This window comes from Pseudooctadecabacter sp. (assembly GCF_965657175.1).
Classification (GTDB): domain Bacteria; phylum Pseudomonadota; class Alphaproteobacteria; order Rhodobacterales; family Rhodobacteraceae; genus Octadecabacter.
On sequence record NZ_CBFHNH010000001.1, the window covers coordinates 393922 to 418606 of the forward strand.

General features: G+C 58.7%; 25 protein-coding genes, 2 tRNA genes and 1 riboswitch. Of the genes, 9 read left to right on the forward strand and 18 right to left on the reverse strand.

Translation table 11 applies throughout. From position 1 onward, the window contains the following. Complete coding sequence (gene aroQ / locus ACTG36_RS01915) at nt 1–432, forward strand: type II 3-dehydroquinate dehydratase (protein ID WP_375279650.1); 432 nt, start codon at nt 1–3, stop codon at nt 430–432. Here aroQ and ACTG36_RS01920 read toward each other — a convergent pair. From ACTG36_RS01920 to ACTG36_RS01945, 6 genes are all read right to left on the reverse strand, one after another. Next, the gene (locus ACTG36_RS01920; RefSeq protein ID WP_375279651.1) at nt 429–1211 is read right to left on the reverse strand and encodes a carnitinyl-CoA dehydratase; all 783 of its coding nucleotides are present in this window, start codon (nt 1209–1211) and stop codon (nt 429–431) included. The genes aroQ and ACTG36_RS01920 overlap by 4 nt on opposite strands. After that, entirely contained in the window at nt 1208–3214 is a 2007-nt protein-coding gene (locus ACTG36_RS01925) for an acetate--CoA ligase family protein (RefSeq protein WP_375279652.1), read from the reverse strand. The genes ACTG36_RS01920 and ACTG36_RS01925 overlap by 4 nt, the downstream gene beginning before the upstream one ends. 298 nt (nt 3215–3512) lie before the next feature. Then, nucleotides 3513–4676 (reverse strand): acyl-CoA dehydrogenase family protein, encoded by a 1164-nt coding sequence (locus tag ACTG36_RS01930; RefSeq protein WP_375279653.1) that lies wholly within the window; start codon nt 4674–4676, stop codon nt 3513–3515. 99 nt (nt 4677–4775) lie between these two features. Continuing rightward, on the reverse strand, nt 4776–5759 hold the full coding sequence (locus ACTG36_RS01935; protein ID WP_375279654.1) for a sterol desaturase family protein: 984 nt from the start codon (nt 5757–5759) through the stop codon (nt 4776–4778). After that, the gene (locus ACTG36_RS01940; protein WP_375279655.1) at nt 5749–6504 is read right to left on the reverse strand and encodes a class II aldolase and adducin N-terminal domain-containing protein; all 756 of its coding nucleotides are present in this window, start codon (nt 6502–6504) and stop codon (nt 5749–5751) included. The genes ACTG36_RS01935 and ACTG36_RS01940 overlap by 11 nt, the downstream gene beginning before the upstream one ends. A gap of 74 nt (nt 6505–6578) precedes the next feature. Further along, the gene (locus ACTG36_RS01945; RefSeq protein ID WP_375279656.1) at nt 6579–7559 is read right to left on the reverse strand and encodes a DNA topoisomerase IB; all 981 of its coding nucleotides are present in this window, start codon (nt 7557–7559) and stop codon (nt 6579–6581) included. A 188-nt stretch (nt 7560–7747) separates the two neighbouring features. On the opposite strand from ACTG36_RS01945, the gene ACTG36_RS01950 reads away from it, so the two are divergent. The 3 genes from ACTG36_RS01950 to ACTG36_RS01960 all read left to right on the forward strand — a co-directional run bounded on the left by ACTG36_RS01950 (nt 7748) and on the right by ACTG36_RS01960 (nt 10599). Further along, nucleotides 7748–9223: an AMP nucleosidase gene (locus ACTG36_RS01950; RefSeq protein ID WP_439141383.1), complete on the forward strand. Its 1476-nt coding sequence runs from the start codon at nt 7748–7750 to the stop codon at nt 9221–9223. A gap of 143 nt (nt 9224–9366) precedes the next feature. Continuing rightward, nucleotides 9367–9657 carry an HU family DNA-binding protein gene (locus ACTG36_RS01955; RefSeq protein WP_235262021.1) on the forward strand — a complete coding sequence of 97 codons (291 nt, stop codon included), beginning with the start codon at nt 9367–9369 and terminating at the stop codon, nt 9655–9657. Nucleotides 9658–9732: 75 nt separating this feature from the next. Next, complete coding sequence (locus ACTG36_RS01960) at nt 9733–10599, forward strand: DMT family transporter (RefSeq protein ID WP_375279686.1); 867 nt, start codon at nt 9733–9735, stop codon at nt 10597–10599. Here the strand turns inward: ACTG36_RS01960 and aroC are convergent. Next, entirely contained in the window at nt 10596–11699 is a 1104-nt protein-coding gene (gene aroC / locus ACTG36_RS01965) for a chorismate synthase (protein ID WP_375279658.1), read from the reverse strand. The genes ACTG36_RS01960 and aroC overlap by 4 nt on opposite strands. Before the next feature lie 72 nt (nt 11700–11771). Further along, nucleotides 11772–11876, forward strand: a riboswitch (TPP riboswitch). Between the two features lie 41 nt (nt 11877–11917). On the opposite strand from aroC, the gene ACTG36_RS01970 reads away from it, so the two are divergent. The 3 genes from ACTG36_RS01970 to ACTG36_RS01980 are packed head-to-tail and all read left to right on the forward strand — an operon-like array spanning nt 11918 to nt 15055. Beyond that, nucleotides 11918–12904: a thiamine ABC transporter substrate-binding protein gene (locus ACTG36_RS01970; RefSeq protein ID WP_375279659.1), complete on the forward strand. Its 987-nt coding sequence runs from the start codon at nt 11918–11920 to the stop codon at nt 12902–12904. Beyond that, nucleotides 12880–14376 (forward strand): thiamine/thiamine pyrophosphate ABC transporter permease ThiP, encoded by a 1497-nt coding sequence (locus ACTG36_RS01975; protein WP_375279660.1) that lies wholly within the window; start codon nt 12880–12882, stop codon nt 14374–14376. Before ACTG36_RS01970 ends, ACTG36_RS01975 begins: the two co-directional genes overlap by 25 nt. Further along, a complete protein-coding gene (locus ACTG36_RS01980; RefSeq protein WP_375279661.1) occupies nt 14363–15055 on the forward strand; it encodes a thiamine ABC transporter ATP-binding protein in 693 nt (230 codons plus the stop codon). The genes ACTG36_RS01975 and ACTG36_RS01980 overlap by 14 nt, the downstream gene beginning before the upstream one ends. Before the next feature lie 51 nt (nt 15056–15106). Here ACTG36_RS01980 and ACTG36_RS01985 read toward each other — a convergent pair whose 3' ends face one another. The 8 genes from ACTG36_RS01985 to dapF form a co-directional block, all read right to left on the reverse strand. Further along, nucleotides 15107–15964, reverse strand: a complete 858-nt coding sequence (locus tag ACTG36_RS01985; protein WP_375279662.1) for a cytochrome c1 — start codon at nt 15962–15964, stop codon at nt 15107–15109. 16 nt (nt 15965–15980) lie between these two features. After that, nucleotides 15981–17324 carry a cytochrome b gene (locus ACTG36_RS01990; protein ID WP_375279663.1) on the reverse strand — a complete coding sequence of 448 codons (1344 nt, stop codon included), beginning with the start codon at nt 17322–17324 and terminating at the stop codon, nt 15981–15983. A 12-nt stretch (nt 17325–17336) separates the two neighbouring features. Then, nucleotides 17337–17900 (reverse strand): ubiquinol-cytochrome c reductase iron-sulfur subunit, encoded by a 564-nt coding sequence (gene petA, locus ACTG36_RS01995; RefSeq protein ID WP_375279664.1) that lies wholly within the window; start codon nt 17898–17900, stop codon nt 17337–17339. Between the two features lie 148 nt (nt 17901–18048). Then, nucleotides 18049–18651 (reverse strand): glutathione S-transferase, encoded by a 603-nt coding sequence (locus ACTG36_RS02000; RefSeq protein ID WP_375279665.1) that lies wholly within the window; start codon nt 18649–18651, stop codon nt 18049–18051. A 4-nt stretch (nt 18652–18655) separates the two neighbouring features. Further along, entirely contained in the window at nt 18656–19273 is a 618-nt protein-coding gene (locus ACTG36_RS02005; RefSeq protein ID WP_375279666.1) for an FMN-binding negative transcriptional regulator, read from the reverse strand. Nucleotides 19274–19289: 16 nt separating this feature from the next. Beyond that, complete coding sequence (locus tag ACTG36_RS02010; RefSeq protein ID WP_375279667.1) at nt 19290–19916, reverse strand: glutathione S-transferase; 627 nt, start codon at nt 19914–19916, stop codon at nt 19290–19292. Between the two features lie 24 nt (nt 19917–19940). Continuing rightward, nucleotides 19941–21203 carry a tRNA (N(6)-L-threonylcarbamoyladenosine(37)-C(2))-methylthiotransferase MtaB gene (mtaB, locus tag ACTG36_RS02015; RefSeq protein WP_375279668.1) on the reverse strand — a complete coding sequence of 421 codons (1263 nt, stop codon included), beginning with the start codon at nt 21201–21203 and terminating at the stop codon, nt 19941–19943. Next, nucleotides 21200–22015 (reverse strand): diaminopimelate epimerase, encoded by an 816-nt coding sequence (gene dapF, locus ACTG36_RS02020; RefSeq protein ID WP_375279669.1) that lies wholly within the window; start codon nt 22013–22015, stop codon nt 21200–21202. Before dapF ends, mtaB begins: the two co-directional genes overlap by 4 nt. 96 nt (nt 22016–22111) lie before the next feature. Between dapF and ACTG36_RS02025 the strand changes: the two genes are divergently transcribed. Next, nucleotides 22112–22187: transfer RNA gene (locus tag ACTG36_RS02025), tRNA-Lys, on the forward strand. Here ACTG36_RS02025 and ACTG36_RS02030 read toward each other — a convergent pair. The 3 genes from ACTG36_RS02030 to ACTG36_RS02040 all read right to left on the reverse strand — a co-directional run bounded on the left by ACTG36_RS02030 (nt 22182) and on the right by ACTG36_RS02040 (nt 24446). Then, nucleotides 22182–22928 carry an O-methyltransferase gene (locus tag ACTG36_RS02030; RefSeq protein ID WP_439141298.1) on the reverse strand — a complete coding sequence of 249 codons (747 nt, stop codon included), beginning with the start codon at nt 22926–22928 and terminating at the stop codon, nt 22182–22184. The two genes, ACTG36_RS02025 and ACTG36_RS02030, sit on opposite strands and share 6 nt — an antisense overlap. A 69-nt stretch (nt 22929–22997) precedes the next feature. Then, nucleotides 22998–23417 carry a hypothetical protein gene (locus ACTG36_RS02035; protein ID WP_439141300.1) on the reverse strand — a complete coding sequence of 140 codons (420 nt, stop codon included), beginning with the start codon at nt 23415–23417 and terminating at the stop codon, nt 22998–23000. 3 nt (nt 23418–23420) lie between these two features. Continuing rightward, the gene (locus ACTG36_RS02040; protein WP_439141302.1) at nt 23421–24446 is read right to left on the reverse strand and encodes a LacI family DNA-binding transcriptional regulator; all 1026 of its coding nucleotides are present in this window, start codon (nt 24444–24446) and stop codon (nt 23421–23423) included. A 99-nt stretch (nt 24447–24545) separates the two neighbouring features. Here ACTG36_RS02040 and ACTG36_RS02045 point away from each other — a divergent pair. Further along, nucleotides 24546–24622: transfer RNA gene (locus ACTG36_RS02045), tRNA-Arg, on the forward strand. Nucleotides 24623–24685 lie beyond the last annotated feature (63 nt).

Genomic DNA, 24685 nt, shown 5'->3' on the forward strand with positions numbered 1-24685 from the left:
ATGAAACAGATTTTGCTTTTGAACGGTCCAAACCTGAACATGCTGGGCGTGCGCCAGCCTGAGGTCTACGGACATACGACGCTTGCCGATGTTGAACGGGGCGCGGAGACCTTGGGGGCGGAGCTTGGCGTTCAGGTCACCTGCAAACAGTCCAACTACGAGGGCGAGTTGGTAACCTGGATCCAAGAGGCCCGTACCGATATGGCCGCGATCGTGATCAATCCTGGCGCCTACACCCATACATCCGTCGCCATTCTGGATGCATTGAACGTGTTTGAAGGCCCGGTGATTGAGGTCCATATCTCCGACATTCATCAACGCGAAGACTTTCGCCACCACTCCTACGTCGCCTACCGCGCAGATGCATCGATCATCGGCAAAGGGGTTGAGGGGTATTCAATCGCCCTACGAGAGGCCGTGGAGCGGCTTTAGCGGCCTTTCCATACAGGGTCGCGTTTTTCGGCAAAGGCGCGCGCGCCTTCAAGCTGATCGTCGCTGGAATAGAGCCTATCAACACTCGCCAATTGTCGTTTGGTAATTCGGTTCATGGCGTCTTGAAACTTGGCGTCTTCGGCATCGCGCACGACCTCTTTGATGGCGGCGTAGACCAGCGGTGGGCCAGAGGCCAGCAGGCGGGCCATTTCCCATACTTGGTCCATGAGGTCCGCAGCGGGGTGAACGTGGTTGATCAGGCCCCAATTGAGAGCTTCGGACGTGTCGAACCAACGGCCGGTCAGCAACAGTTCCATCGCAATGTGATAGGGGATACGCTTGGGCAGCTTCACCGAAGCCGCGTCTGCCACTGTCCCGCTTCGGATTTCGGGGAGGGCAAAGGTGGCATGATCCGCCGCAAGGATAATGTCCGCTGACAACGCCAGTTCGAGCCCGCCACCGCAACAAATGCCATTCACTGCTGCAATCACCGGTTTGTTCATGTCGCGCAGTTCCTGCAGCCCGCCAAAACCGCCCACGCCATAATCCCCGTCCACAGCATCGCCATCTGCAGCGGCTTTCAGATCCCATCCGGGGCAAAAGAACTTCTCTCCCGCACCGGTCAGGATCGCGACGCGCAGGTCCGGATCGTCCCGAAAATCGGCAAAAACGTCGCCCATGATTTTTGACGTCGCCAGATCGATGGCGTTGGCCTTGGGCCGGTCGAGGGTCACTTCGAGGATCGCCCCTTCGCGGCTGGTCTTGATGGGATCGGTCATTGGGCTTTCCTTATCAGGGCATCCGCTGCGATTGCGCGGGTGGGGGTCACGATGAGAGGATTGATTTCGACCTCCTCGACCGTGTCGATGTTGGCAAGAACATAGGCCTGAACCGCCTCTATCGCGTCAAGAATGACGTTCAAATTTGCGGCAGGTTGATTGCGGTAGCCTTGCAGAATTGGGGCAATCTTAAGCTGTGTTAGACACTGTTTAAGGGTTTCGCGCGTCGCCGGAAACAGGGTGGATGCAACGTCGCGCATGATCTCGGTGTAGATGCCGCCCGCCCCGATCGACAGAACGAAGCCATGTGCGGGATCTTTGACAATCCCGATCAAAAGCTCTGCAACAGTGTCTGAAATCATGTCCTCAAGCAGCATTTGCTCGGTTTGAATACGGGCCGCCGCCGCGCGGACCTCTTCGGGGCCATTCAGGTTCAAAATGACGCCACCCGTTTCGCTCTTGTGCGCCGATCCAGTGGATTTCAAGACATAGGGACCACCGGTTGCCTGTGTAATAACCTGATCGACCGTTCCAGACCACGACTGCGGGATTGAAACGCCAAACGAGGAAAGGGCAGCCTTTGCGTCGGTTTCGCTTAGGTCAGCGGTCTCCGACGTCGGCTTTGGCACGATTAAATCTTCGGAGGCCGGTTGCCGGACTCGCGCGGCACTTGCGGCATTTAGGGCCTCATGAAGACCGGACATGGGGATGATCCCGCCTGCCATCAGACGGGTGGCTACGTCTTCGGGCATCAGTTCAGGCATGGTCGCGACCATCGCAATTACACCACCGGTTCGCGCCTTCGTCGCAATGGCGGCTGCGATGACACAGTCCCAATCAGAGGGATCGCAAATATCATCGCGGGGGAAATCGACCACAAGGAACGTGAGGGCCAAAATAGGGTCTATCATGGCGGAAAACGCTTGTGTCATCGCTTCCGTATCCCGCCAAATGTAGGTGTGATAATCCAACGGATTTGCCACCGCCACTTTCGGACCAAGTGCGGTGCCCAGCTCAGTGCTTTGGCGATCATTCAGTGGCGGGAAGGTCAAAGGCGTGTCATGGGCCATGTCGGCAATCAGGCTCGCCTCTCCCCCCGAACAGCTGATGGACGCGATTTGGTTCGAATGCAACGGCCCCGCCACGTGCAACAGTTTGAGGGTCTCGATCAGGCTCGGTAGATCATCGACCCGTGCAATTCCAAGGTGATCCAAAAGCGCCTGCGCCCCCGCGTCACTGCCCGCAAGTGAGGCGGTGTGAGAAATAGCAGCAGATTGGGCCTCATCCGATTTTCCAACCTTGATCGCGACAAGCGGGACGTTCTTTTGATGCGCCGCGCGGGCCAAAGCCTGCCATGCAAGCAAATCGCTGAACCCTTCGATATGGAGACCAATTGCCGTCACACGGGGATCCTCCAACATCGCATGGGCGATTTCCGCCATGGACAGCTGGGCCTGATTTCCACACGTGACCACGTAGGCGATTGGCAATCCGCGGCGTTGCATCGTGAGGTTGATCGCGATGTTGGAACTCTGGGTGAGGATGGCCACACCGGTGTCCACAGGTCGGCAGCCATGCTGATCGGGCCACAAAGATGCGCCGTCCAATGCGTTGATCATTCCGTAACAATTGGGGCCAAGGATTGGCATCCGTTTGGCCGCCTTCAGCAGCCGTGCGTTCGCGTCATGCCCATCTTCAGTTTCCTGAAAACCGCTGGCGAAGCAAACCGCGCCACCCGCACCCATGCGGGCCAATCGTTCCACCGCCCCGATCGTCGCATCGCGATTGATCCCGACAAAAGTGGCATCGGGTGCACCAGGCAGGTCTATGGCCGTGGGGTAAGCCTGCAGGCCACAGATGTCTTCTGCACGTGGGTGAACTGGCCAGACCTCGCCTTGATAGTTCGCTTTGACCAGTTGTTCGGTGACAGATCGGCACCACGCACCTCCGCCGATGACGGCGATGGATTTTGGACGGAGGAGGCGGCTGAGCATGCGTGTCATGGGCGCACTGCGGTTCGATGGTGCGAGGTCGGAGCCTCCGGCGGGAGTTTGCGGATCAGAAGAACGGGGGATGTCGCTCTGCCACCCGGTAACGGATCGTTAACCTTAATCGACCATGGTGACGGGGCAATCCTAGGTGGAGACCGATGGGTTGTATCAGGAGAAGCCCCCCGCGACTGGAATGGTTCGGGGGGTGGACCTGCATCTATTCTTCTGATCCGAAAACTCTGGGGGTGAGCGCGTAAGCGCGAGGGGGCTAGCCCCCTGTCCCCCGCCCGCAGCATGCGCTGATCGCAGATCATGCCCCCAAAGCCCGCAGCAAATCTCGGCTGATGATGTGGCGCTGGATTTCGGATGTTCCGTCCCAGATCCGTTCAACCCGCGCGTCCCGCCAGAACCGTTCCAAGGGATAATCGTCCATCAACCCCATCCCGCCGTGTATCTGAATGGCCGCGTCTGTCACCCTCGCCAGACATTCCGACGCATAGAGTTTTGCGCTGGCGATTTCACGGTTGGCGGGCAGGCCCTTGTCCAACCGATCCGCGCTCGCCAGCGTCAATAAGTCCGCGGCATCAATCTCGGTGATCATATCAGCGAGCTGAAAACTCACTCCTTGGAATTTACCGATTTTCTGTCCGAACTGTTCGCGTTCGGCAGCATAGGCCAATGCGTAGTCAAAGACCCGACGGGCCCGACCAACAGACATGGCAGCGACGGTGATGCGCGTGGCGTAGAGCCATTCGTTCATAACGGCAAAGCCACCGTCGACTTCGCCCAGGACTTGTTTGTCTGGCAGGCGGCAGTCGTCAAATTCCAAGATCATATTCTTGTAGCCGCGATGACTGACCGATTTATACCCGTCCCGAATGGTGAATCCGGGGGTTCCACGGTCCACAAGAAAGGTTGTGATGCGTTTTTTGGGACCGCGCGGCGTGTCGTCTTCGCCGGTCGCCACAAAGACGATCACAAAATCTGCATGCTCCGCGCCTGAGATGAAGTGTTTGGTGCCGTTAATCAACCAATCGCCGCCATCGCGCACTGCGCTGCATTTCATACCACGCACGTCGGACCCAGCGCCGGGTTCTGTCATGGCCAGCGCATCCATCTTTTCGCCTTTGACCGCCGGGTCACGGTAGCGTTCGATCTGGTCCCCTTCGCAGGCCATCAAAATGTTCTGGGGGCGCCCGAAGAAATGCGTCAGCGCCATGGACCCACGCCCAAGTTCGCGTTCAACCAGTGCAAATTCCACGTGGTTCAGGCCAGCGCCGCCTGCGCTTTCGGGGAAATTGCAGGCGTAGAAGCCGAGGTCGATGGTTTTCTGTTTGATGTCTTGCGCAATCTCGGCGGGGACCTCGCCTGTGCGTTCCACGAGGTCTTCGTGGGGATAGATTTCATTTTCAACGAAGCTGCGGACGGTGTCTGCGATCATCGTATGTTCATCGGTGAGGCCGTACATGGTCATGTGGGTGCCTTTGAGAAATAGAAAACAAGCTGGTTTAGGGCCTGCTTTGTCGTCCCAAGCGCCGTGTACTTGTCCATTTTGTCAGATCGTCGAAAAAAGTCATGTCCGTCTTCGGGCCTTCAGGCGTTCGGCCAGCTTGGCTTTGCCGGCGGCAGTGCCGTCGTGCCAACTGCCAAAGAGTTTATCCCATGGCACATCGAGGTTTCCATAATTGCATTCGAAGTAGCGGTGGTGAATTTGGTGGTGGAAGTTTCCAAGATGCATGCGTTTTTTGTTTCGGAACAGCACGCCTTCGAACCCAGTATGGGTCGTGATTGCCAAGAGGCCATAAAACATCAGATGGAAAATGATGTGGACCGGGTTGGACGCGATGGCGAAGTGGATCAAGACCGATCCGAAGTAAAACAGATGTTCAACGGGATGCATCGACAGGCCAGACCACGGGCCGATATCGCTGTTGCGGTGATGCAAAGCGTGGAAGCGGTACATAACGTCCGTGTGCAAAAAACGGTGCATCCAATAGAAGTAGAAGCTTTCCCAAACCGGGATCAGAAAGAAGATCGCGATGAACCAGACAGGGTTTGTCTGATATGTGATCACAGCGGCATAGCCGTTGGCCATAGACCACCACATGAACGCTTCAAACAACGACCAGATCGTTACGCCTGACGCGATGGTCCAGAAGATATTGTCTTTGAGTTGGCTGGAAAACGTGAACATCCGTCCGTTGCGCGGAAACGGACGTGGGTCGTATTTCAGATCGGTTCCTTGCATGGCGTATTTGTGAAACCACAGATGCAACGCCCCTGCGACAATCGACACTATTACGCCGTTTCTGACCCAAATCCCAAGGATCCAGAGGCCCGGCGTTTGCGTTGTTTCCAGTGCGGGGCTGGCCCAATATAACGCGGCAAATGCCAAGCCGACGATCATCATATTGACTGTGATGAAGAACCAGCTGTCCAAGTACCATTTTAGGGCCGCGACCGGTTTCGGGGGCCATTGCCACAACGGGGACACGACGATGGGTGTGTCGGGCAGGTGGTTCCATTCGGCCCGTTTAGCGGCGGTTTCAGCTGGCATAGTCAGTGTTTTCCTCATCAAGGATCAGTTTGAGTTCGGTCAGATGACGGGTGTCTTGATCAGGATAGTCTTCAAGGTCCTGCGCTGTCTTTTCTGCCACATCGTCGGGCAAAACACGTAGGGGTTGACCGGTTTGAAGTGCGCGGATGTAGGTTTCGGCGGCGCGTTCGAAATAATAGAGCCTGTTGAAAGTTTCGGCGACGGTGGCGCCGATGATCATGATGCCGTGGTTGCCCATAATCATGACTTTCTTTTTGGGGTCGGTCAGAAGGGCGGCACAGCGTTCGCCTTCTTCTTCAAACGCGAGGCCGCCGTAGCCATCGTCGATGACGTAGCGGTTGAAGAAGGTGGCGCAGTTCTGGTCGATGGGGGGAAGGCGGCTGTCCGCAAGGGACGCCAGCACAGTCGCATGGATCGAATGAACATGCATCGCACACCGCGCGTGGGGACAATGCCGGTGAATGCCGCCATGCAGGCCCCATGCGGTGGGGTCGGGTGCATTTGGCCCCTCAAGCGTGCTGGGATCATTGGCATCTACGACAATCATGTCTGACGCTTTGATGCGCGAAAAATGCATTTGATTGGGGTTCATCAGGAACTGCGTTCCGTCGTCATTGATCGCAAGGCTGAAATGGTTTGCCACGCCTTCATGCATGTTCAGACGTGCGGTCCAACGGAATGCCGCCGCAAGATCGACACGGCTTTGCCAATGATCAAGGTTGGGGCGCAGGTGCGAAACGGACATGGTGATCTCCCTTATGTAGGAAGGCTGGCAGGTGCGTTTGCATTTGGCAAGTCTGGGGGCGTCACCGCGTGTCGCTAGGTGGATAGAAACGTCAGCAATGCCGCCTCGGACTGGCGCAGATTGTCGACGTCTTCGCGGTTTTCCAAAAGGACCGCGCGGTCATCGGCGGGCCGTTCGGCAAGATCGATAACGCGCGGGTGAATGTAGCTGTTGCGCGCGATGGTGGGGGTATTGGCCAGACGCTGACTGGCCGCTTCGGCCATTGTCTTGATTGTCAAATCGGGGGTAGAAATGGCGGCCTCAAACGCGGCGGTCGTCCCTGCCCAGGTGCGAAAGGTCTTGGCGGTCAGACGGTCATCTCCGGTGATGTCGTGCAGCGTGGCATTAATCGCGTCGGCTGTGATGCTTTGTGGCGTGCCGCTGTCATCAACCCACGAAATGAGATCGGCACCGGGCAAGTCCTGCAACCGATTGAGCACACGGTTCAGGGTCTGATCGCGCAGCTGTTTGCGAACCGATTTACCCCCTTTTCCGGTGTAAGAGAGCCTGATTTCACCGCTTTTGAGGGACAGATGCCGCGGCTTCAGGGTCGTGGCACCATAGGTCCCGTTCTCGGCGGCATAATCAGCGGTGCCCACGCGGATCGCGGTGCGGTCAAGAAGGGCCAAGACGGCCGCAATGGCAAAGGATTTGTCACCCGGATCATCTTTGAGGTCTGCGAGGATACGGCGGCGGATACGGGGCAGCATGGCACCGAAATCGGCGAGTGCATCAAATTTGGTCAGGGCGCGAAAAGCGGTCCAATCGGCATGATACCTATATTGTTTTCGCGCACGGGCATCGCGACCAGTGGCCTGCAAATGGCCGTTCACCTTGGGGCTGATCCACACGTCCTCATAGGCGGGTGGCACCGCAAGCGCATCAATGCGTTTTCGTTCTTTGGCACAGTCAATGCGGGTTCCGTCGGGGGCCAGATAGGACCAGCCCCGCCCCCGCTTACGACGGCGAATTCCGGGACGATCGTCGCTGTAATACACTAAATCGGGGGCGTTCATGACAGCTAAACGCGAAGTTCCTACGGTGGTTCCGCTTTTGCAGGGCGGCTATGACTTGCAGTCGGGCGCCGACCAGTGGCACATTAGGCCATGAAAAGACAAAGACACCACCGCCCATCCGCCGCAGAACCGTCTGCGGCGTTTTTTGTATAGGGCGTGAAAAACAAGAAAGGGAGGCAAACTCCATGATGACACAAACATCCAAACCGCAGGTCATAAGCCCCGAAGTCCCCAACCCGGAGGCTTTTCGCGATGCCGCCGCAGCCGTTGCGCGCCTGCGTGAGATTTACGATATTTCGGTCCGATTTCTGACCGAACAGTTTGAAGAGAAGGTCGCAGGGCCAAAGCCCGATGCACGGTATCGCGCTTTCTACCCCGAAATTCGCATTGAAACCGCGACCTTTGCGCAAACGGATTCGCGCCTGTCTTTCGGCCACGTGGCCGGCCCTGGTACCTATTCCACGACGGTCACCCGGCCCGACCTGTTCGAAGGTTACCTCAAGCAACAGATCAGCCTTTTAATCGAAAACCATGATGAGCCCGTGATCATCGGTGCATCTGAAACACCGATGCCCGTGCATTTTGCGGTGACGGGCGAAGTCACCGTCCCGCAGGAAGGATCGTTGGAATACACGTTGCGCGATGTGTTTGATGTGCCTGATCTGGCGACCACCAATGACGACATCGTCAACGGTGTGGATTTCCACTACCCCGACGGATCGAGCCCCTTGGCACCGTTTACGGCCCAACGGATCGACTATTCATTGGCACGGCTACAGCACTACACTGCGACCCGGGCGGAGTATTTTCAGAACCACGTACTGTTCACCAATTACCAGTTCTACTTCGAGGAATTTGAAGGTTTTGCCCGCGCTATGTTGGCTGACAAAGACAGCGGCTACACCGCGTTTGTGGCCACTGGCAATCAGGTTATCACGGACCCAGATGCCGCTTTGGTTATGCCAGAAAAGATGCCGCAAATGCCGACGTATCATCTGTGTCGTGAGGGCGGGTCTGGCATCACCTTGGTCAACATTGGCGTCGGGCCGTCCAATGCCAAGACAGCGACTGACCATATTGCCGTGCTGCGCCCCCATGCGTGGTTGATGGTCGGACATTGCGCCGGTTTGCGGAATTCCCAACGGTTGGGTGATTTTGTTTTGGCCCACGGTTATCTGCGCGAAGACCACGTGTTGGACGATGACCTGCCCGTCTGGATGCCCATTCCGGCGCTGGCAGAAATCCAGATCGCGCTGGAAGAGGCCGTGGCCGACGTGACCGAACTAGAAGGGTTCGAGTTGAAACGCATCATGCGGACAGGCACCGTCGCTACCATCGACAACCGCAACTGGGAATTGCGTGATCAGTCCGGCCCGGTGCAACGGTTGTCCCAATCCCGCGCCATCGGGCTGGATATGGAAAGTGCAACGATTGCCGCCAACGGCTATCGGTTCCGCGTGCCCTATGGGACGTTGCTGTGCGTATCGGACAAACCTCTGCACGGTGAATTGAAGCTGCCCGGCATGGCGTCCGACTTTTACAAAACGCAAGTTGCGCGGCATTTGATGATCGGAATTCGCGCGATGGAACGTCTACGTGAGATGCCGTTGGAACGTATTCACAGCCGGAAATTGCGGTCATTTGAGGAGACCGCGTTCCTTTGACGCCGTGAAATCTGGGAAAAACCCATACAATATGCAGTTTTTCCCTTGTAATGTTGCACAAAGCGTTGTGGAACATAGCGACATACAGTTTACTGACTGAGCAATAAGCCCCAGCCAAAAGGGCAGAACGAGGAGATCTAACAATGGCGACGAAACCAATGACCAAGACGCAGCTGGTTGCTGCTCTGGCTGAGAAAATGGACACAGACAAGAAATCCGCATCCGCTGCTCTGGACGCGATCACCGGTCTGATCACCGACGAAGTATCCGGCGGCGGCGCTGTGACACTGCCCGGCGTTGGCAAAATCTACTGCCGTGAGCGCCCCGAGCGCATGGTGCGCAACCCTGCCACCGGTGAGCAGATCAAGAAAGAAGCCGACAAGGTGGTCAAGATGACCATTGCGAAGGCACTCAAGGACAGCGTGAACGGCTAACGTTCCCATCCTTTACCTGATAAAGGGTCGCCCATAACGGGCGGCCCTTTTTTGTTGGAGACCATCATGGGCAAGATTGACGGCAAGGCCGTGCTGATGGGCGTGGTGTTCGGGTTGATGTGGGCGTCGGCGTTTACATCCGCGCGGGTGATCGTGGCCTACGCGCCGCCGCTTTATGCTTTGGCAATCCGGTTCCTGATTTCGGGTCTGATCGGCGTCACACTGGCCCGTGCGATGGGGCAGTCGTGGCATCTGACGCGCGCGCAGTGGGGCGCGGTTGTGATCTTCGGGATCAGTCAAAATGCGCTGTATCTGGGTCTGAATTTTGTGGCCATGCAAACGGTAGAGGCGTCATTGGCCGCCATTGTTGCGTCGACCATGCCGCTGCTGGTGGCCTTTGCCAGTTGGGCGGCGATTGGCGAAAAGATCCGGCCCTTGGGCGTGGCCGGATTATTGGCTGGTGTGCTGGGTGTGGCGTTGATTATGGGCGCACGGCTGCAAGGGCAGGTCGATCTGTTCGGGCTGGGCCTGTGCGTGCTGGGGGTCGTGTCGTTGACGGTGGCTACGCTGTCCGTGCGGGGGGCCTCAAGTGGCGGAAATTTCCTGATGATCGTCGGGCTTCAGATGTTGGTGGGGTCAGCCTTCTTGTGGGTGCCTGCCCTCGCGTTTGAAACCTTTGCCGTCACCTGGACATGGCAGCTGGGCGTGGCCTTTGCCTACACCGTGCTGATCCCAGGGCTGGCGGCAACGTTGATCTGGTTTTTGCTGGTGGACCGGATCGGTGCTACGCCAGCGGCAGTGTTCCACTTCCTGACGCCTTTTTTCGGGGTCACAATCGCGGCGCTGTTGCTGGGTGAGGAACTGGGGTCCCTCGACGTGGTGGGCGTAATGATCATCACCGCCGGTATTCTGGCGGTTCAGTTGAGCAAACAGAAAACCTAGCCGATCTGTCCGCGCACGCCGCCGGTTTGGCTGCGGTCCAACAGGATGTGGTCAAGGACCACAGCAGCCATCATCGCTTCGCCCACAGGGACGGCGCGGATGCCAACGCAAGGGTCATGGCGGCCTTTGGTGACAACCTCGGTCGGGGTGCCGTCCATGCGGATCGACGCGCGGGGGGACAGGATCGAAGACGTGGGTTTTACGGCGAAGCGCACAACGATGTCCTGTCCCGTGCTGATGCCGCCCAAGATGCCGCCGGCGTGGTTGGAGGAGTATTCCGGCCCGTTTGGACCCATGAAAATCTCATCCGCATTGGCGCGGCCTGTCAGGCCCGCAGCGGCCATGCCCTCACCTACTTCGACGCCCTTCACGGCGTTGATCGACATCATCGCGGCAGCCAGATCAGTGTCTAACTTGGCATAAACCGGTGCGCCGATACCTGCAGGTACGCCCCGCGCCACAACCTCAATCATCGCGCCGACGGAATTGTGGTCATCCTTACGGAGCCAGTTGAGGTAGTCTGTCCATTCATCAACTGCACCCGCATCGGGGCACCAGAAATCATTGCCATCAATGGCATCCCAATCGAAGCGGTCCCGGTCGATGTGCTTTTCGCCCATCTGCACCATGTAGCCTTTGATCTGTATGTCCGGCGCGATGGTCTTGATCGCTTCACGCGCCACACCACCGGCAGCCACCCGTGCGGCGGTCTCACGGGCAGAGGACCGACCGCCACCGCGATAATCGCGCAACCCGTATTTCTGGTGGTAGGTGATGTCGGCATGACCGGGACGGAAGGTGTTGGCGATATCGCCGTAGTCCTTCGACCGCTGATCGGTGTTGCGGATCATTAGCTGGATGGGCGTGCCCGTTGTTGTGTCCTCAAACACACCAGACAGAATTTCCACGGCGTCCGGTTCATTGCGCTGGGTCGTCATTTTCGACACGCCGGGGCGGCGTTTATCGAGCCATTGCTGCAACATCGGTGCAGTCAGCGCCACGCCGGGGGGGCAGCCATCAACAGTCGCACCCAAAGCGGGCCCGTGGCTTTCGCCCCAAGTGGTCACACGAAAGAGGTGTCCGTAGCTGTTCATGCTCATGCGATGGCTCCTTTGGGGCGTGGATAGCGGTGCGGGCAGGCCTTGCCAAGTGGTGCGCCGCGCCTTAGGTCTAACGTCACCTCGGGGGGCTTTGTTATGAAGCTGAGATGCCACAGTGGCGGACCCGTTGAACCTGAACCGGTTAAGACCGGCGGAGGGAAGGTAACGGGTTCAAACCCAATGCCCCCACCGTCCGGCGCATTGAGAGGATAGAACCGATGAAAAAGACCCTACTCACTGTCGCAGGACTGTTTGCAGCCACCACCGCCTTTGCGGATGGTCATGCAAACACCCTGACAGTTTATGCCCCCGATTATTTCGGGTCTGAATGGGGCCCTGGCCCTTCGATTGAGGCTGCGTTTGAAGAACAATGCGGCTGCGATTTGGTGTATCAGACCGGCGACGTGTTGCCGCGCCTGTTGCTGGAGGGGAAAAACACCGAGGCCGACGTGGTCATCGGCCTGAACACCGACGTCACGAAACGCGCACGCGAAAGCGGGTTGATGGCACCCCATGGCGTAGACCTGTCCGCGTTGACCTTGCCGATTGACTGGGCCGACGACACCTTCGTGCCGTTCAACTACAGCCACACGGCGTTCATCTACGACAACACGAAACTGGACGGTTTCGACAGCTTTGATGCCTTGTTGGACGCGCCCGACGATGTGCGCGTTGTCATTCAGGACCCGCGGTCGTCGATTTCTGGTCTGGCGTTGGTGCTTTGGGTGCAGGCCGTCTACGGCGATGAGGCCGAGGCCGCTTGGGCCCGTTTGGCCCCAAAGATCGTGACCGTGACACAGGGGTGGTCCGAAAGCTACGGCTTGTTCACCGATGGGGAGGCCGATGTGGTCCTGTCCTATACAACGTCGCCTGCCTATCACATCATCGCCGAAGAAGACCTGACCAAGTCGGCCGCGATCTTTGATGAGGGTCACTACTTCTTCGTCGAACTCGCCGCCAAGGTCGAAGGCACGGACAATGCAGGCCTTGCCGATCAGTTCATGGCGTTCATCCTGACGCCTGAGTTTCAAAACTTGATCCCCACGACCAATTGGTCCTTCCCCGCTGCCTTGCCTGAGGCTGATTGGCCTGAGGGGTTTCAGACACTCCCTCGGCCTGAAACTGTCCTTTTCTACAGCGAAGATGAGGCAGCCGCGCTGCGTGACACTGCGATCGAAGCGTGGCGCGCCGCCTTGTCTCAATAATTCCGGCACTGATCGTCGCGGGGCTGGTGATTGGCCCTGTGGCGGCGGTGCTTTGGCGGGGCGGTGGTTTCACCGCCCTGTCTGATGCAGATGCCGACGCGGTTGCGTTCACGGTGTGGCAGGCCTTTTGGTCGGCCTTGATCAGTGTTGCGTTGGCTGTCCCGGTGGCGCGTGCCTTGGCACGGCGTCAGTTTCCGGGGCGAGGGGCCCTCATTGCCGTGATGGGGGCCCCTTTTATTTTGCCCGTCATCGTAGCGGTACTGGGGTTGGTCGCGGTCTTTGGTGGGCGCGGTTTAATCAACGCGCTGCTGGGGCCTGTGGGACTTCCGCGTCTGGATATTTACGGCGCACATGGCGTCATTCTGGCGCATGTGTTTTTTAATTTGCCACTGGCTGTCCGGCTGATCCTGCAAGGGTGGCTTGCGATCCCGTCTGAAAGGTTTCAGGTCGCCGCATCCCTCGGTGCCCCCCTACTTTGGCTGCTGGAGTGGCCGATGTTAAAGCGCATCGTGCCGGGGGCCTTTGCGGTGATTTTCGTGATCTGTCTGGGGTCGTTCGCGGTGGCGTTGACTTTGGGCGGCGGGCCAAAGGCGACAACGGTTGAACTGGCAATCTATCAGGCGTTCAAGTTTGATTTTGATCTCAGCAAAGCTGCGTCATTGGCCGTGGTCCAACTGGCGTTGGGGCTTGGTGCGGGGGTCATCGCGCTACTTCTCGCGCGGGGAGATATGTTGGGCGCTGGGTTGGACCGTGTGGTTCAGCGTTGGGATGGCAGCCGCGTTCTGGACGCGACGTGGATCGGGTTGGCCGCGCTGTTCTTGTTGGCGCCTTTGGGTGCTTTGTTGGCCGCCGGCATTCCCGGACTGGCACTGTTGCCTGACGGCATCTGGGCGGCGACGGGGCGGTCTGTGATGATCGCGCTGGGCGCAGTGGTGCTGACAATGGCGCTGGCCCTGCCGCTTGCGACGAAGGCGGGGGAGGCCGCGTCGTTGCTGGGGATTTCTGTGTCAGGCTTGGTCCTTGGAACCGGTATTTTCTTGATCGTGCAGCCCTTTGTGCGGCCAGCATCGGTCGCGCTGCCGGTGACGTTATTGGTGAACGTGCTGATGTCGCTGCCGTTTGTTCTTCGTATCCTGCGCACCGGCGTTGACAGCGCGAAGGCCGATTATGGGCGGCTGGGCGCGTCACTAGGCCTGCGGGGGTGGGCGTTGTGGCGGATTGCCTACTTGCCGCGATTGCGGAGGCCTATGGGGTTTTCCGCAGGTTTGACCGGCGCCTTGGCGATGGGCGACCTTGGGGTCATCACACTATTTTCGCGCCCCGGACAGGGGACATTGCCACTGGCGATGTATGAATTGATGGGACGCTATCAGATGGACGCAGCCTATGGTGCTGCACTGGTGCTTGTGGCGACGTCGCTGGCGCTGTTTTGGGTCTTCGACCGAGGAGGACGCGTGAATGCTGACGTTTGAAAAGGCCGTATTCCAGCAAGGTAATTTCACGCTTTCTGCTGATTTTGAGGTGCCTACAGGCGGGGTGACTGCGGTGATCGGCCCGTCGGGAGCGGGCAAGTCTACATTGCTGCACGGGATCGCAGGATTCGCACCACAGGTCACGGGCCAGTTGATGTGGGATGGACAAAACATCGCGGCAGCACCGCCGCAGGACCGGCCCGTGTCGATGCTGTTTCAGGACAACAATCTGTTTCCCCATCTCACCGTGATGCAGAATGTCGCGTTGGCGCTGGGGCCCACGCTGCGACCCGGTCGGGATAAGCAGGATCGGGTCCAGGACATGCTGACCCGTGTCGGTCTGGACGGCCTGTCGGACCGCAAACCCGCAGGACTGTCTGGTGGCCAACAAAGCCGCGTCGCGCTGGCGCGGGCGTTGCTGCAAGACCGGCCCGTGATGTTGATGGATGAACCGTTCAGTGCCTTGGGGCCTGCACTGAAGGACGAGATGTTGGATTTGTCGGTTTCACTGGCGAAAGGGCGGACTGTTGTGATGATCACCCATGATCCAGCAGATGCGGGCCGGATCGCCGATGCGGTCATCGGCGTGGTGCCCGGACAGGCGCTGCCGCCCGTCGCGACGCAGACTTTCCTGACCAACCCACCGGCTGAGATGCGCGACTATTTCAGCCCCCTTTAACGCAAAAGGCCCGCCAAACTGGCGGGCCTTCATATTGGGATCAAAAGACTTTTAGTCTTTCTTCTTGTGCGGCGCCCAGATCCGTTTGTTCGTCAGATACAGCAGCACGGACAGAACCGTCAGGAAGATAACGCCGGTCAGACCAGCCTGTTTCCGTGCCATCATCTTGGGCTCTGCCGTCCACATCAGAAAGGCGGCGACATCCTTGGACACGCTTTCCAGATCGGTCGGTGCGCCGTCCTCGTAGAACACGTCGTCCCCGTAGAGGGGCGGCGCCATCGCGATCCAGCTGCCCGGATATTTATTGGTGCCGTCCTCGTAGGTGCATTCCTCGGGGTAGCCGCCCGCGGCGAAGGCCGTGTTGTAATAGCCATCCATGGGAGTTTCCATGTTGGCCGCACACTCGGGCTCCTCCGCGTAGCCGGTCAGCAGCGAGGCGATATATTCCGGGCCGCCCATTCCGTTGACAAGCTGGCTGATGCCGGTGCCATAGGGACCGCTGAAGCCCTTACGTGCCTTGGCCATAAGGCTCAGGTCGGGTGCATTGCTGAGGGAACTTTCGGGGAACTGGTCCGCCGGGGTTGCCGGACGGAAGTCGCCTTCGCCATCGAACAGGAGCGGGTCGAACACCTCGTAGAACTCGGCATAGGCACGCATCTGCTCTTCGGGCAGCATGGGGCCGCCCTCGTCGCTAAGGTTACGGAACGACACGTATTTCAGCCCGTGACAGGCGGAACAGACTTCGGTGTAGACCTGCAGGCCGCGTTGCAACTGATTGGTGTCGAAAGACCCGAAAGGCCCTTCGAAGGAGAAGTCGTAATCGATGACTTCGCTTTCACCGGCGGCATGTGCAGCGCCCGAGGCAAGGCCAAGGGCAACTGCTGCGGTGAGGGTAAGTTTACGGAACATCAGTCTTTGTCCTTTCTCACTCGGCCGGTTCGACGATGGTATGGGTGCCACCGACTTTCGGCGCGTAGTGCGCGTTGAAATCATCCTCGATCGTCGCGGGGGGTGTCGTCGGCTTTTCGATGACGCCCAGAAGCGGCAGGATTACGAGGAAATAGGCGAACCAATAAGTGGAGCCGATGAGGGCGATGATTGGGTAGATCCCCTCGGCGGGCATGGCCCCAGCCCACATCAGGACGATGAAGTCCACGACGAGGATAGCAAACCACCACTTGAACATCGGACGATAGCGACCGGACCGAACCGACGACGTGTCGAGCCACGGGGCCAGCGCCATCACAACGATCGCGCCGAACATGGCGAGCACGCCGAAGAATTTGGCGTCGATAATTCCGAACGAGATCCATTCGGCGATAATCACGACCCAGACAGTGTTATCGAAGGCCCGCAGGATCGCGTAGAACGGCAGGAAATACCATTCGGGCACGATGTATGCAGGCGTCGCCAGCGGGTTCGCCTCGATGTAATTGTCCGGGTGGCCAAGGTAGTTTGGCATGAAGCCGACGACCGCCATGAACACAGCCAGAATAACAGCCAGTGCAAAGAGGTCCTTGATCACGAAGTAGGGCCAGAAGGGCAGCGTGTCTTTCTCGGCGTCTGCTTTGGACGTACGGCGGACTTCAACACCTGTTGGGTTGTTGTTACCTGTGGTGTGGAACGCCCAGATGTGCACGATCACAAGACCGGTGATCACAAACGGCAGCAGATAGTGCAGCGAGAAGAAGCGGTTCAGCGCAGGCTGACCAACGGAAGATGCCCCCAAAAGCCACGTCTGCAGGCTTTCACCCACAAACGGCACAGCGCCAAAGAGGCCGGTGATCACGGCCGTGCCGTGGAATGACATCTGGCCCCAGGGCAGAACGTAGCCCATGAACGCCGTACCCATCATCAGCAGGAAGATCAGCATACCGATGATCCACGTGACCTCACGCGGGGCCTTGTAGGACCCGTAATAGAGCGAGCGGAACATGTGTGCATAGACCGCCACGAAGAACAGCGATGCACCGTTCATGTGGAAATAGCGGATCATGTGGCCGCCGTTCACGTTACGCATGATATGTTCGACCGAGGCGAAGGCCATGTCGACATGCGGTGTGTAGTGCATGACCAGCACAATGCCCGTGATGATCTGCAAGAACAGCGTAAAGGTCAAAACGATGCCCCAAATCCACATCCAGTTCAGATTCTTGGGCGTGGGGATCATCAATGTGTCGTACATAAGTCCGACAATCGGCAGGCGGCTGTGAAGCCACTTTTCGCCGTTTGAATTTGGTTCGTAATGGTCGTGGGGAATTCCGGCCATGGGTCGTTCTCCTTAACCGAGTTGCAGGGTGAATTCGTCGACGAACGACGCTTCGGGAATGACCAGGTTGCGCGGGGCAGGACCTTTGCGGATACGACCGGCAGTGTCGTAGTGCGACCCGTGGCAGGGGCAGAACCAACCGCCGAAATCACCGGCACCGTCGCCCACGGGCACACAACCGAGGTGCGTGCAAACACCGATTTGGACAAGCCATTCGCCCGCTTCATCCAGCGTGCGGTTTTCGTCCGTGGCGGGGTCACTGTCGGCCAGGTTAGCGTTGTTTGCCTCTCGGTCGATCAGATCAGCCACGTCTACGGCGCGGGCTTCGGCAATTTCTGCTTCCGTACGGCGGCGGATAAAGACCGGCTTGCCTTGAAACAAAACGGTCATCTGCGTGCCGGGATCAACGGCGCTGATATCGACTCGAATCGATGCGAGGGCCAGAACGTCAGCCGAGGGGTTCATTTGATTGACGAGCGGCCATACCGCTGCGCCGGTTACAACTGCACCTGCGCCGCCAGTGGCGTAGTAGATGAAGTCGCGGCGTGTGCCTTGATGGTCTTCTGGGTTTGACACGTGTCCATCTCCGAAGTTTGGGGCGAAATGCCCGTCGAAATGCGTGAGAACGCCAAAAATGGAGTCCTTTCAGCGTGCTACTTAGCCCCAACACCCCCACAGGTCCAGCATCATTCCTGCCCGTGCGGCAATCTGCAGCGTTTGGCCCCTAGGCGGGATTTGTGTCCACCATTGAAGGGCGTGCAGCAAATTCAGCCTGCCAATTTGCTAAGGTTTCATTGCCCGCCCGCCAGTTGCGATGTCCGTGCCGAAGATCGACATAAGCCAAGGCGCAGCCAACGGCGATATGGGCGGCATTCAACGGACCTGTCAGATGGGACATCCAGCGGCTGTTGATTGCAGCAATCGCGCGTTCCGCTTTGCCCCACTGTGCCTCCAGCCATTCGGGGCTTTGCTGGGTGTCAGGGCGCAGGCGTGTTTCGTAGACCATACCGACCGTGGCATCCATGATGGCATCCGCCGTCGCCTCAAGCGTGAGAAGCTCATAGAGGGACCGCGCTGGATACAGCCCTGCATCTGCCTGATCGTCCAGATAACGGGTGATGACACGGCTGTCGTAGATCGCAGGGCCATCAGCGCGCACCAGCGCGGGGATTTTTCCGGTGGGGTTGGCGGCCAGAATCTCCGCTGCTGATTTGAGGGGGCTGGACGACACTTGGACCTCCTCTACCCGCTCTATAAGGCCGGTTTCGCGCAGCATCACGCGGCATTTGCGGGCATAGGGGGACGGCGGCGACATAATCAAATGCATGGGATTACTCCGGTGGGTTGCGCATGAGGGCGGCAAGGGTTGCTGTGTCTGTTCCGATGCCAGACGTTTCCATCCCGTCAGCCGCACGCAAGCGCACATCGTCAGGTTTGTTCTGGCTGAGTTTGAAGGTGCTTTGCAGGTCCGTGATCGTCATGCGGCAGGGTACGATCTGGCGCATCATGCGGTCTAGCACATCAGGCGTCATTTTGTCGGTGGTCCATGGCGTTTTGGGCAGTTGGTCCTCAAAATGCGCGGACTGCCGATCCAGCATCTCGCGCATTTTCTTGTGATCCAGCTGTTCCAAGGTGCCGCGCAGCTGCACGGCGATGTAGTTCCACGTGGGCACCTGATCCGCCACCCCGTACCAATCGGGGGAGACATATCCATCTGGCCCGTTGATGCACAACAGCGCATCTTGCGGCGTGGTCAGCGCGCGGGCGATGGGGTTGGAGCGCACGAGGTGAATGTCGAGGGTTTCGGCGTCGGGCGACAAAAGCACTGGCACATGCGCCGCATGCAGTTGGCCATTTGCATGGACCGTCAGCTGCCCAAAGGCGCGTGCGCGGATGAGGTCCAGTGCGCGCGCATCGGCCGTTTTGCGAAAAATTGGGTTGGGGTGCATCGGGGCCCTCCTCCTTTCACGGAAAGAGGATCACGTCGTCGCCGTCTTTCCAAGGGGTGTATTTGGTCATGATCGCGGCAAACCTGTCGGAGGTTTTGAAAGTAGATAGCCAGCGCTGAGCATGGGCGAAGGGTTGCGCATCCCACCAATCGATATCCGTATGGGCAAACTGGCGCACGAATGGCAAAATCGCGAGGTCAGCCAAGCTTGGCCGGTCGCTGTAAAGCCAGTGCTGGCCGTTCAGTCTTGTGTTGAGTTTGGCGATGAAGGCCGCCGCATTTGCGCGGCTTTCGGCAGGATCAAGGTCGGGATAGCGTACGGCGTATTTTGTACGATCGAGCGCGGTTTTGAACGGGCCGTCGTTTTCCGCAATAAGCGTACTGGCGTCGTAGGCCAAAAGCCCCTCCGGGTCTGATTGGCCCAGTGCCCAAAGCATGATGTGGAGGGATTCGTCGATGATGCCGTCTTGTGTCACCAGAACCGGCACCGTGCCTTTGGGGGATGCTTGAACCATCGCGTCGGGTTTGTTGCGCAACGTGATTTCACGCAATGCAACCGTCAGGCCGCTGGACGCAATCGCCAGCCGAGCTCGCATGGCGTAGGGGCAGCGGCGAAAACTGTAGAGGGTGGGTGTTTGAGGCAAATCGGCCCTCCGGGGGGAGTTTTTCTAGCCAGATGAAGACAGGAGCTGCGTGTCTGTCTGGCCGGTTATTTGTGCGGTGACGATTTGGGATTCGGGCTGGTCGGTGTCGAAGGTGACTTCGGTGAATTGTTCCGTGCGCCCCATGCGCGGATTTTCCATTAGTACGCGGTGGGTCGTGCCCTGTTGTGCCGCAAGGTGTTTGGCCACGGCCGCGTCACCGGCCGCGCGCAGGCGGGCGGCACGGGCTTTGATGTTGTGGCCATTTACGGCGGGCATCCGCGCGGCAGGGGTGCCTTGGCGGGGCGAGTATGGGAAGACGTGCAGCCATGTCAGCGCGCAGTCGTCCACCAGTTTGAGGGAGTTTTCGAAATGCGCCTCGGTCTCCGTCGGGAAGCCTGCGATGATGTCGGCGCCGAAGGTCATGTCAGGGCGCAATTTGCGGGCCTCTTCGGAAAAGCGGATCGCATCGTCGCGCAGGTGGCGGCGCTTCATGCGTTTGAGGATCAGGTCGTCGCCGTGTTGCAGGCTGAGGTGCAGATGCGGCATCAGGCGCGGTTCTGTGGCGATGGCCTGCATCAGGTTTTCATCCACCTCGATGCTGTCAATGCTGCTGATGCGCAGGCGCGGGAGGTCAGGCACCAATTTCAGAATACGCATGACCAGATCGCCAAGTTTGGGCGTTGCGGGCAGGTCTGCGCCCCATGACGTCAGGTCGACACCTGTCAGCACGACCTCATTATAGCCTGTGTCCACCAGCCGTTTGATCTGGTTGACCACCACACCAGCCGGGACTGACCGCGAATTGCCGCGGCCATAGGGGATGATGCAAAACGTGCAGCGGTGATCGCAGCCGTTTTGCACCTGCACGTAGGCGCGGGAGCGCGTGCCGAACCCGTCGATCAGGTGGCCTGCGGTTTCCGTGACGGACATGATGTCATCGACCTGTACCGCCTCCGTCTGACCAATGAGGTCAGGGGCCATGCCGGCCCATGTCTCTGCCTGCATCTTTTCGGTGTTGCCGATGATCTTGGTGACCTCAGGCATGGCGGCGAAGGTTTCGGGCTCGGTCTGGGCGGCGCAACCGGTAACGATGATGGGCGCGTTGGGATGTTCGCGGCGCAGTTTGCGGATTTCTTTTTTGGCCTTGCGCACAGCCTCAGCCGTGACAGCGCAGGTGTTCACGACCATCGCATCGCGGACACCAGCGGCTGTGGCCAGTTCCTTCATCGCTTCGGTCTCATACGCATTCAGGCGGCAGCCAAGCGTCGTGAACTTGGGCGCGTTCATGGGTGCCACACGCCGGTAAAGACATGGGCGGTGGGGCCGGTCATCCAGACGCCATCCTCGCGCCAGTCAATGTGAATGGTGCCACCGTCAAGATCAATGCGGACGGTGCGGCCCGTCAGCCCCTTGCGGTGCGCTGCCACGGCCGTGGCACAAGAAGATGATCCAGAGGCCAGCGTCACGCCCACACCCCGTTCCCATACCCGCATCCGCAGGTGGTTTTCCCCGATCAGGTGGGCGAACTGCACATTTGTGCGTTCCGGATAGAGGGCGTGGTGTTCGATTTCAGCACCGCGTGCTTCAAGGTCGATGGCAACAGCATCATCGACAAAGAAGGTGCAGTGCGGATTGCCCATGCCCGTGGCCAGCGGCGCCCCCTCGATTGGTAGGGCATCGATATCGACGTCCTGTGCAAGCGGGATATCGCGCCAGTCCAGCTGCGGGTGCCCCATGTTGATGGCCGTCAGCCCGTTCCCTTTGTCTTCGGCCAGTAAGGTGCCATGATCTGTCGTCAGGGTCAGGGCGGTCTTGCCGGTCTCAACCATCAGATGCCGCGCGATGCAGCGGGTGGCATTGCCGCATGCGCCAGAGGTGCTGCCATCCGCGTTGTAGAACGTCAGGTGGGCATCGGCATTGCCACGCTGTGTGATCACAGCCAGTTGGTCATATCCCACGCCGCGATGGCGATCGGCCATAGCCACAACAAGTGCATCCGTGACACGGTCCATGCCATCACGTTCGTCGATCACGACGAAATCGTTGCCAAGCCCGTGCATTTTCATGAAGGGCACGCCGGAGGTGGGGATCTGGGTCATGGGGCGGCATATAGGGGAGGTCGGAAAATGAATCCAGACCAACCGCATGATTAGGGGTTGACGGTCTAGGCGATGGTTTCTAAATGCACCCCTCGTGGGCCGTTAGCTCAGTTGGTAGAGCAACTGACTTTTAATCAGTAGGTCGTTGGTTCGAACCCAACACGGCTCACCACTTTCCCTTCCCCTTACGAAGTTCTACCACGCCCACGCGGCGGCCCAGTGTCCAGACGCCTGTCCAGTCTGGGGAATCAGCGATTTCCGCCCAGCATGTTTTCATGTCATCGGAAAAATTGATGTCATCGAACAGGACCAATGCGCCAGGTGCTGCGGTCTTTTGGATCAGGTCAAATTGCTGACGCACAAAATCGCCGGTGTGAATAGCATCAATGAGAGCAATTTGGGCAGGCGCCTCAACCACCGAGACATTGTCTTCGAATGTGCCCAAGGTCAGACAGTTCCGGTCGCTGACGAGATTAAAGTTCTCTTGCGCGATGGGATGCCATTCGGGGTTGGGTTCAAAACTATACAGCGTCCCGGATTTAGCGGTTTTAAGACCGGCCAGCCAATACATGCCACTGGCGCCAAAGGCCGCCCCGACTTCAATAATCGCCGCAGGTGCAAGCGTGGCTGCAAGGTAGGCATAGAAGCGGCAAAAGTTGCCCTTTGTTCGCACGTCATTCATGGCGCGTTTGGGGGTGGGGCCCATGTTCCGGCCATATCCGTCAAGCTTGGTGTATTCCTCCCACAACGGCAAACGGCCCAACTGCTGGGTGGCTGCAATCGCACCTTCAATCGCGCCGAACTGTGCGCGATGGGCTGCGTCAAAATCTGGTTGGTCTTGGCTGTACTGCGCAAAGATCGCGGCAGCCTCACTGTCGTCATTGGCGCGCAGTGTATGGATTTGAACTGGCATCAAAACGCCCCTTGGTTAGGTGATCTTCCATACCATGTCCGATTAGGCTCTCCCCGCCCAGAGATGATATCAGGTTTCGTCGAAAACCAGCCCCACAGCTGCCTTTGCGGGTCTGCGGGCCGCGGCCTGTGCCGTGCGCGCCAAAAGAAAGGTGCCGGAGACACCGAGACTTTTGGGAAAGTGCCAGCGGCCGGTGATCCGGGTCGCAGTGGCGTTGATCTGGCCCTCGTAAACAGGATGATCGTCTGCGTCAAAATCTGTGTAGGTTTTGATAAAGCGAACGCGGTTGCCCGTCCGTGTCCCGCTCAGAACCGCCAACAATGTATCTGTGGCTTCATGCCGAAAGGTATTGGGTTCCACGATCTCTCCGCGCAGCGTGCCTGCGGTTTCAATCAAAACGGCATCAAAGGACACAGGCGCGCCAAACGATAGGCCGGTATAGTCATAGCGCCCTGTCCAACTTCCGCTTAGGCTGTCCGTCGCGACCATGGTCTAGGCCTGACGCAGGGTATCGCCAAAGGTCAGCTTGGGTTCCAGTTCAACCACTTGGCCGTCATCACTGGCGCCTTCGGTATTGCGGGCGGCAATGATACGCGCAGCGGTCTGGCCGATCTCAAACCGGCACGCATCCATGGTGGCGAGTTGGCGGGGCAACCCGTCCAGCAGCTCAACCCCGTTGAAACCGGCAAGGCCAATGGTGCCGGGGATATCGACGCCACGGTCCTGCAAACACAGCAAACCACCCGCGCCGATCATATCATTGGAGTAATACAGAAAGTCGAGGTCGGGCGTTCTGTCCAACATGGCGGCCGTCATTTCACGCCCCTTGGCCAAGGCGGACCCACCGGAATAAAATTCCTGATCTGCAATCTCGATCCCGTTTTTTGCGAGGGTCTGCGTGAACCCCTCAAAGCGTTTGCGGGCGCGGTGGTCCAGGGGCATCTTTGTGCCCATGAACCCGATCCGTTTGTAGCCTGCAGCGACGATGGCATCCGCCATCATGCGCCCGGCGCGGCGGTGCGAAATGCCAACGGCTGTGTCAATGGGTTCACCATCGGTGTCCATGACTTCAACCACAGGGATACCGGCCTGCAACAGCATCGCACGTGACGCATCGGAGTGTTCAAGGCCTGCGATGATGACGCCCGATGGACGCCATGACAGCATCTCAAACAGGACCTTTTCTTCTTTCTCAGGTTTGTAATCCGTGACGCCGACGACCGGCTGTAACCCGGTGCCATCCAGTTCTTCGCTGATGCCGGACAGAACCTCGGGGAAGACCATGTTCTTAAGACTGGGAATGATGACCGCGATCAGATTGACCCGCTGGGAGGCCAAGGCACCCGCGATCTTGTTGGGGACATACCCCAGCTGGCGCGCGGCCTCTTTGACCTTTTCGCGGGTCGCCGCACTCACATCGCCTTTGTTGCGCAATACGCGACTGACGGTCATCTCACTTACGCCAGAGGCCTCAGAGACATCGCGAAGGGTCAGGGGGCGTTTGGAACGGGTCTGCACTGGGCCAATCCTAGTGGTGTTTTCCCCTCATACCGCCCTCTGCATGAGATGTCCAAGCCCTTGCACGCGGCGGCGCGGGAAGGCAAACAGATGCAGCGAGGCCCCGTGGCTCAACTGGATAGAGCAGCCCCCTCCTAAGGGGCAGGTTGCAGGTTCGAATCCTGCCGGGGTCGCCATGGCGCTTGCATTGCGCGCTGGACCCTTGTTGGGTCAGCTTCAAATGAAAGCGAGGGGGCCCT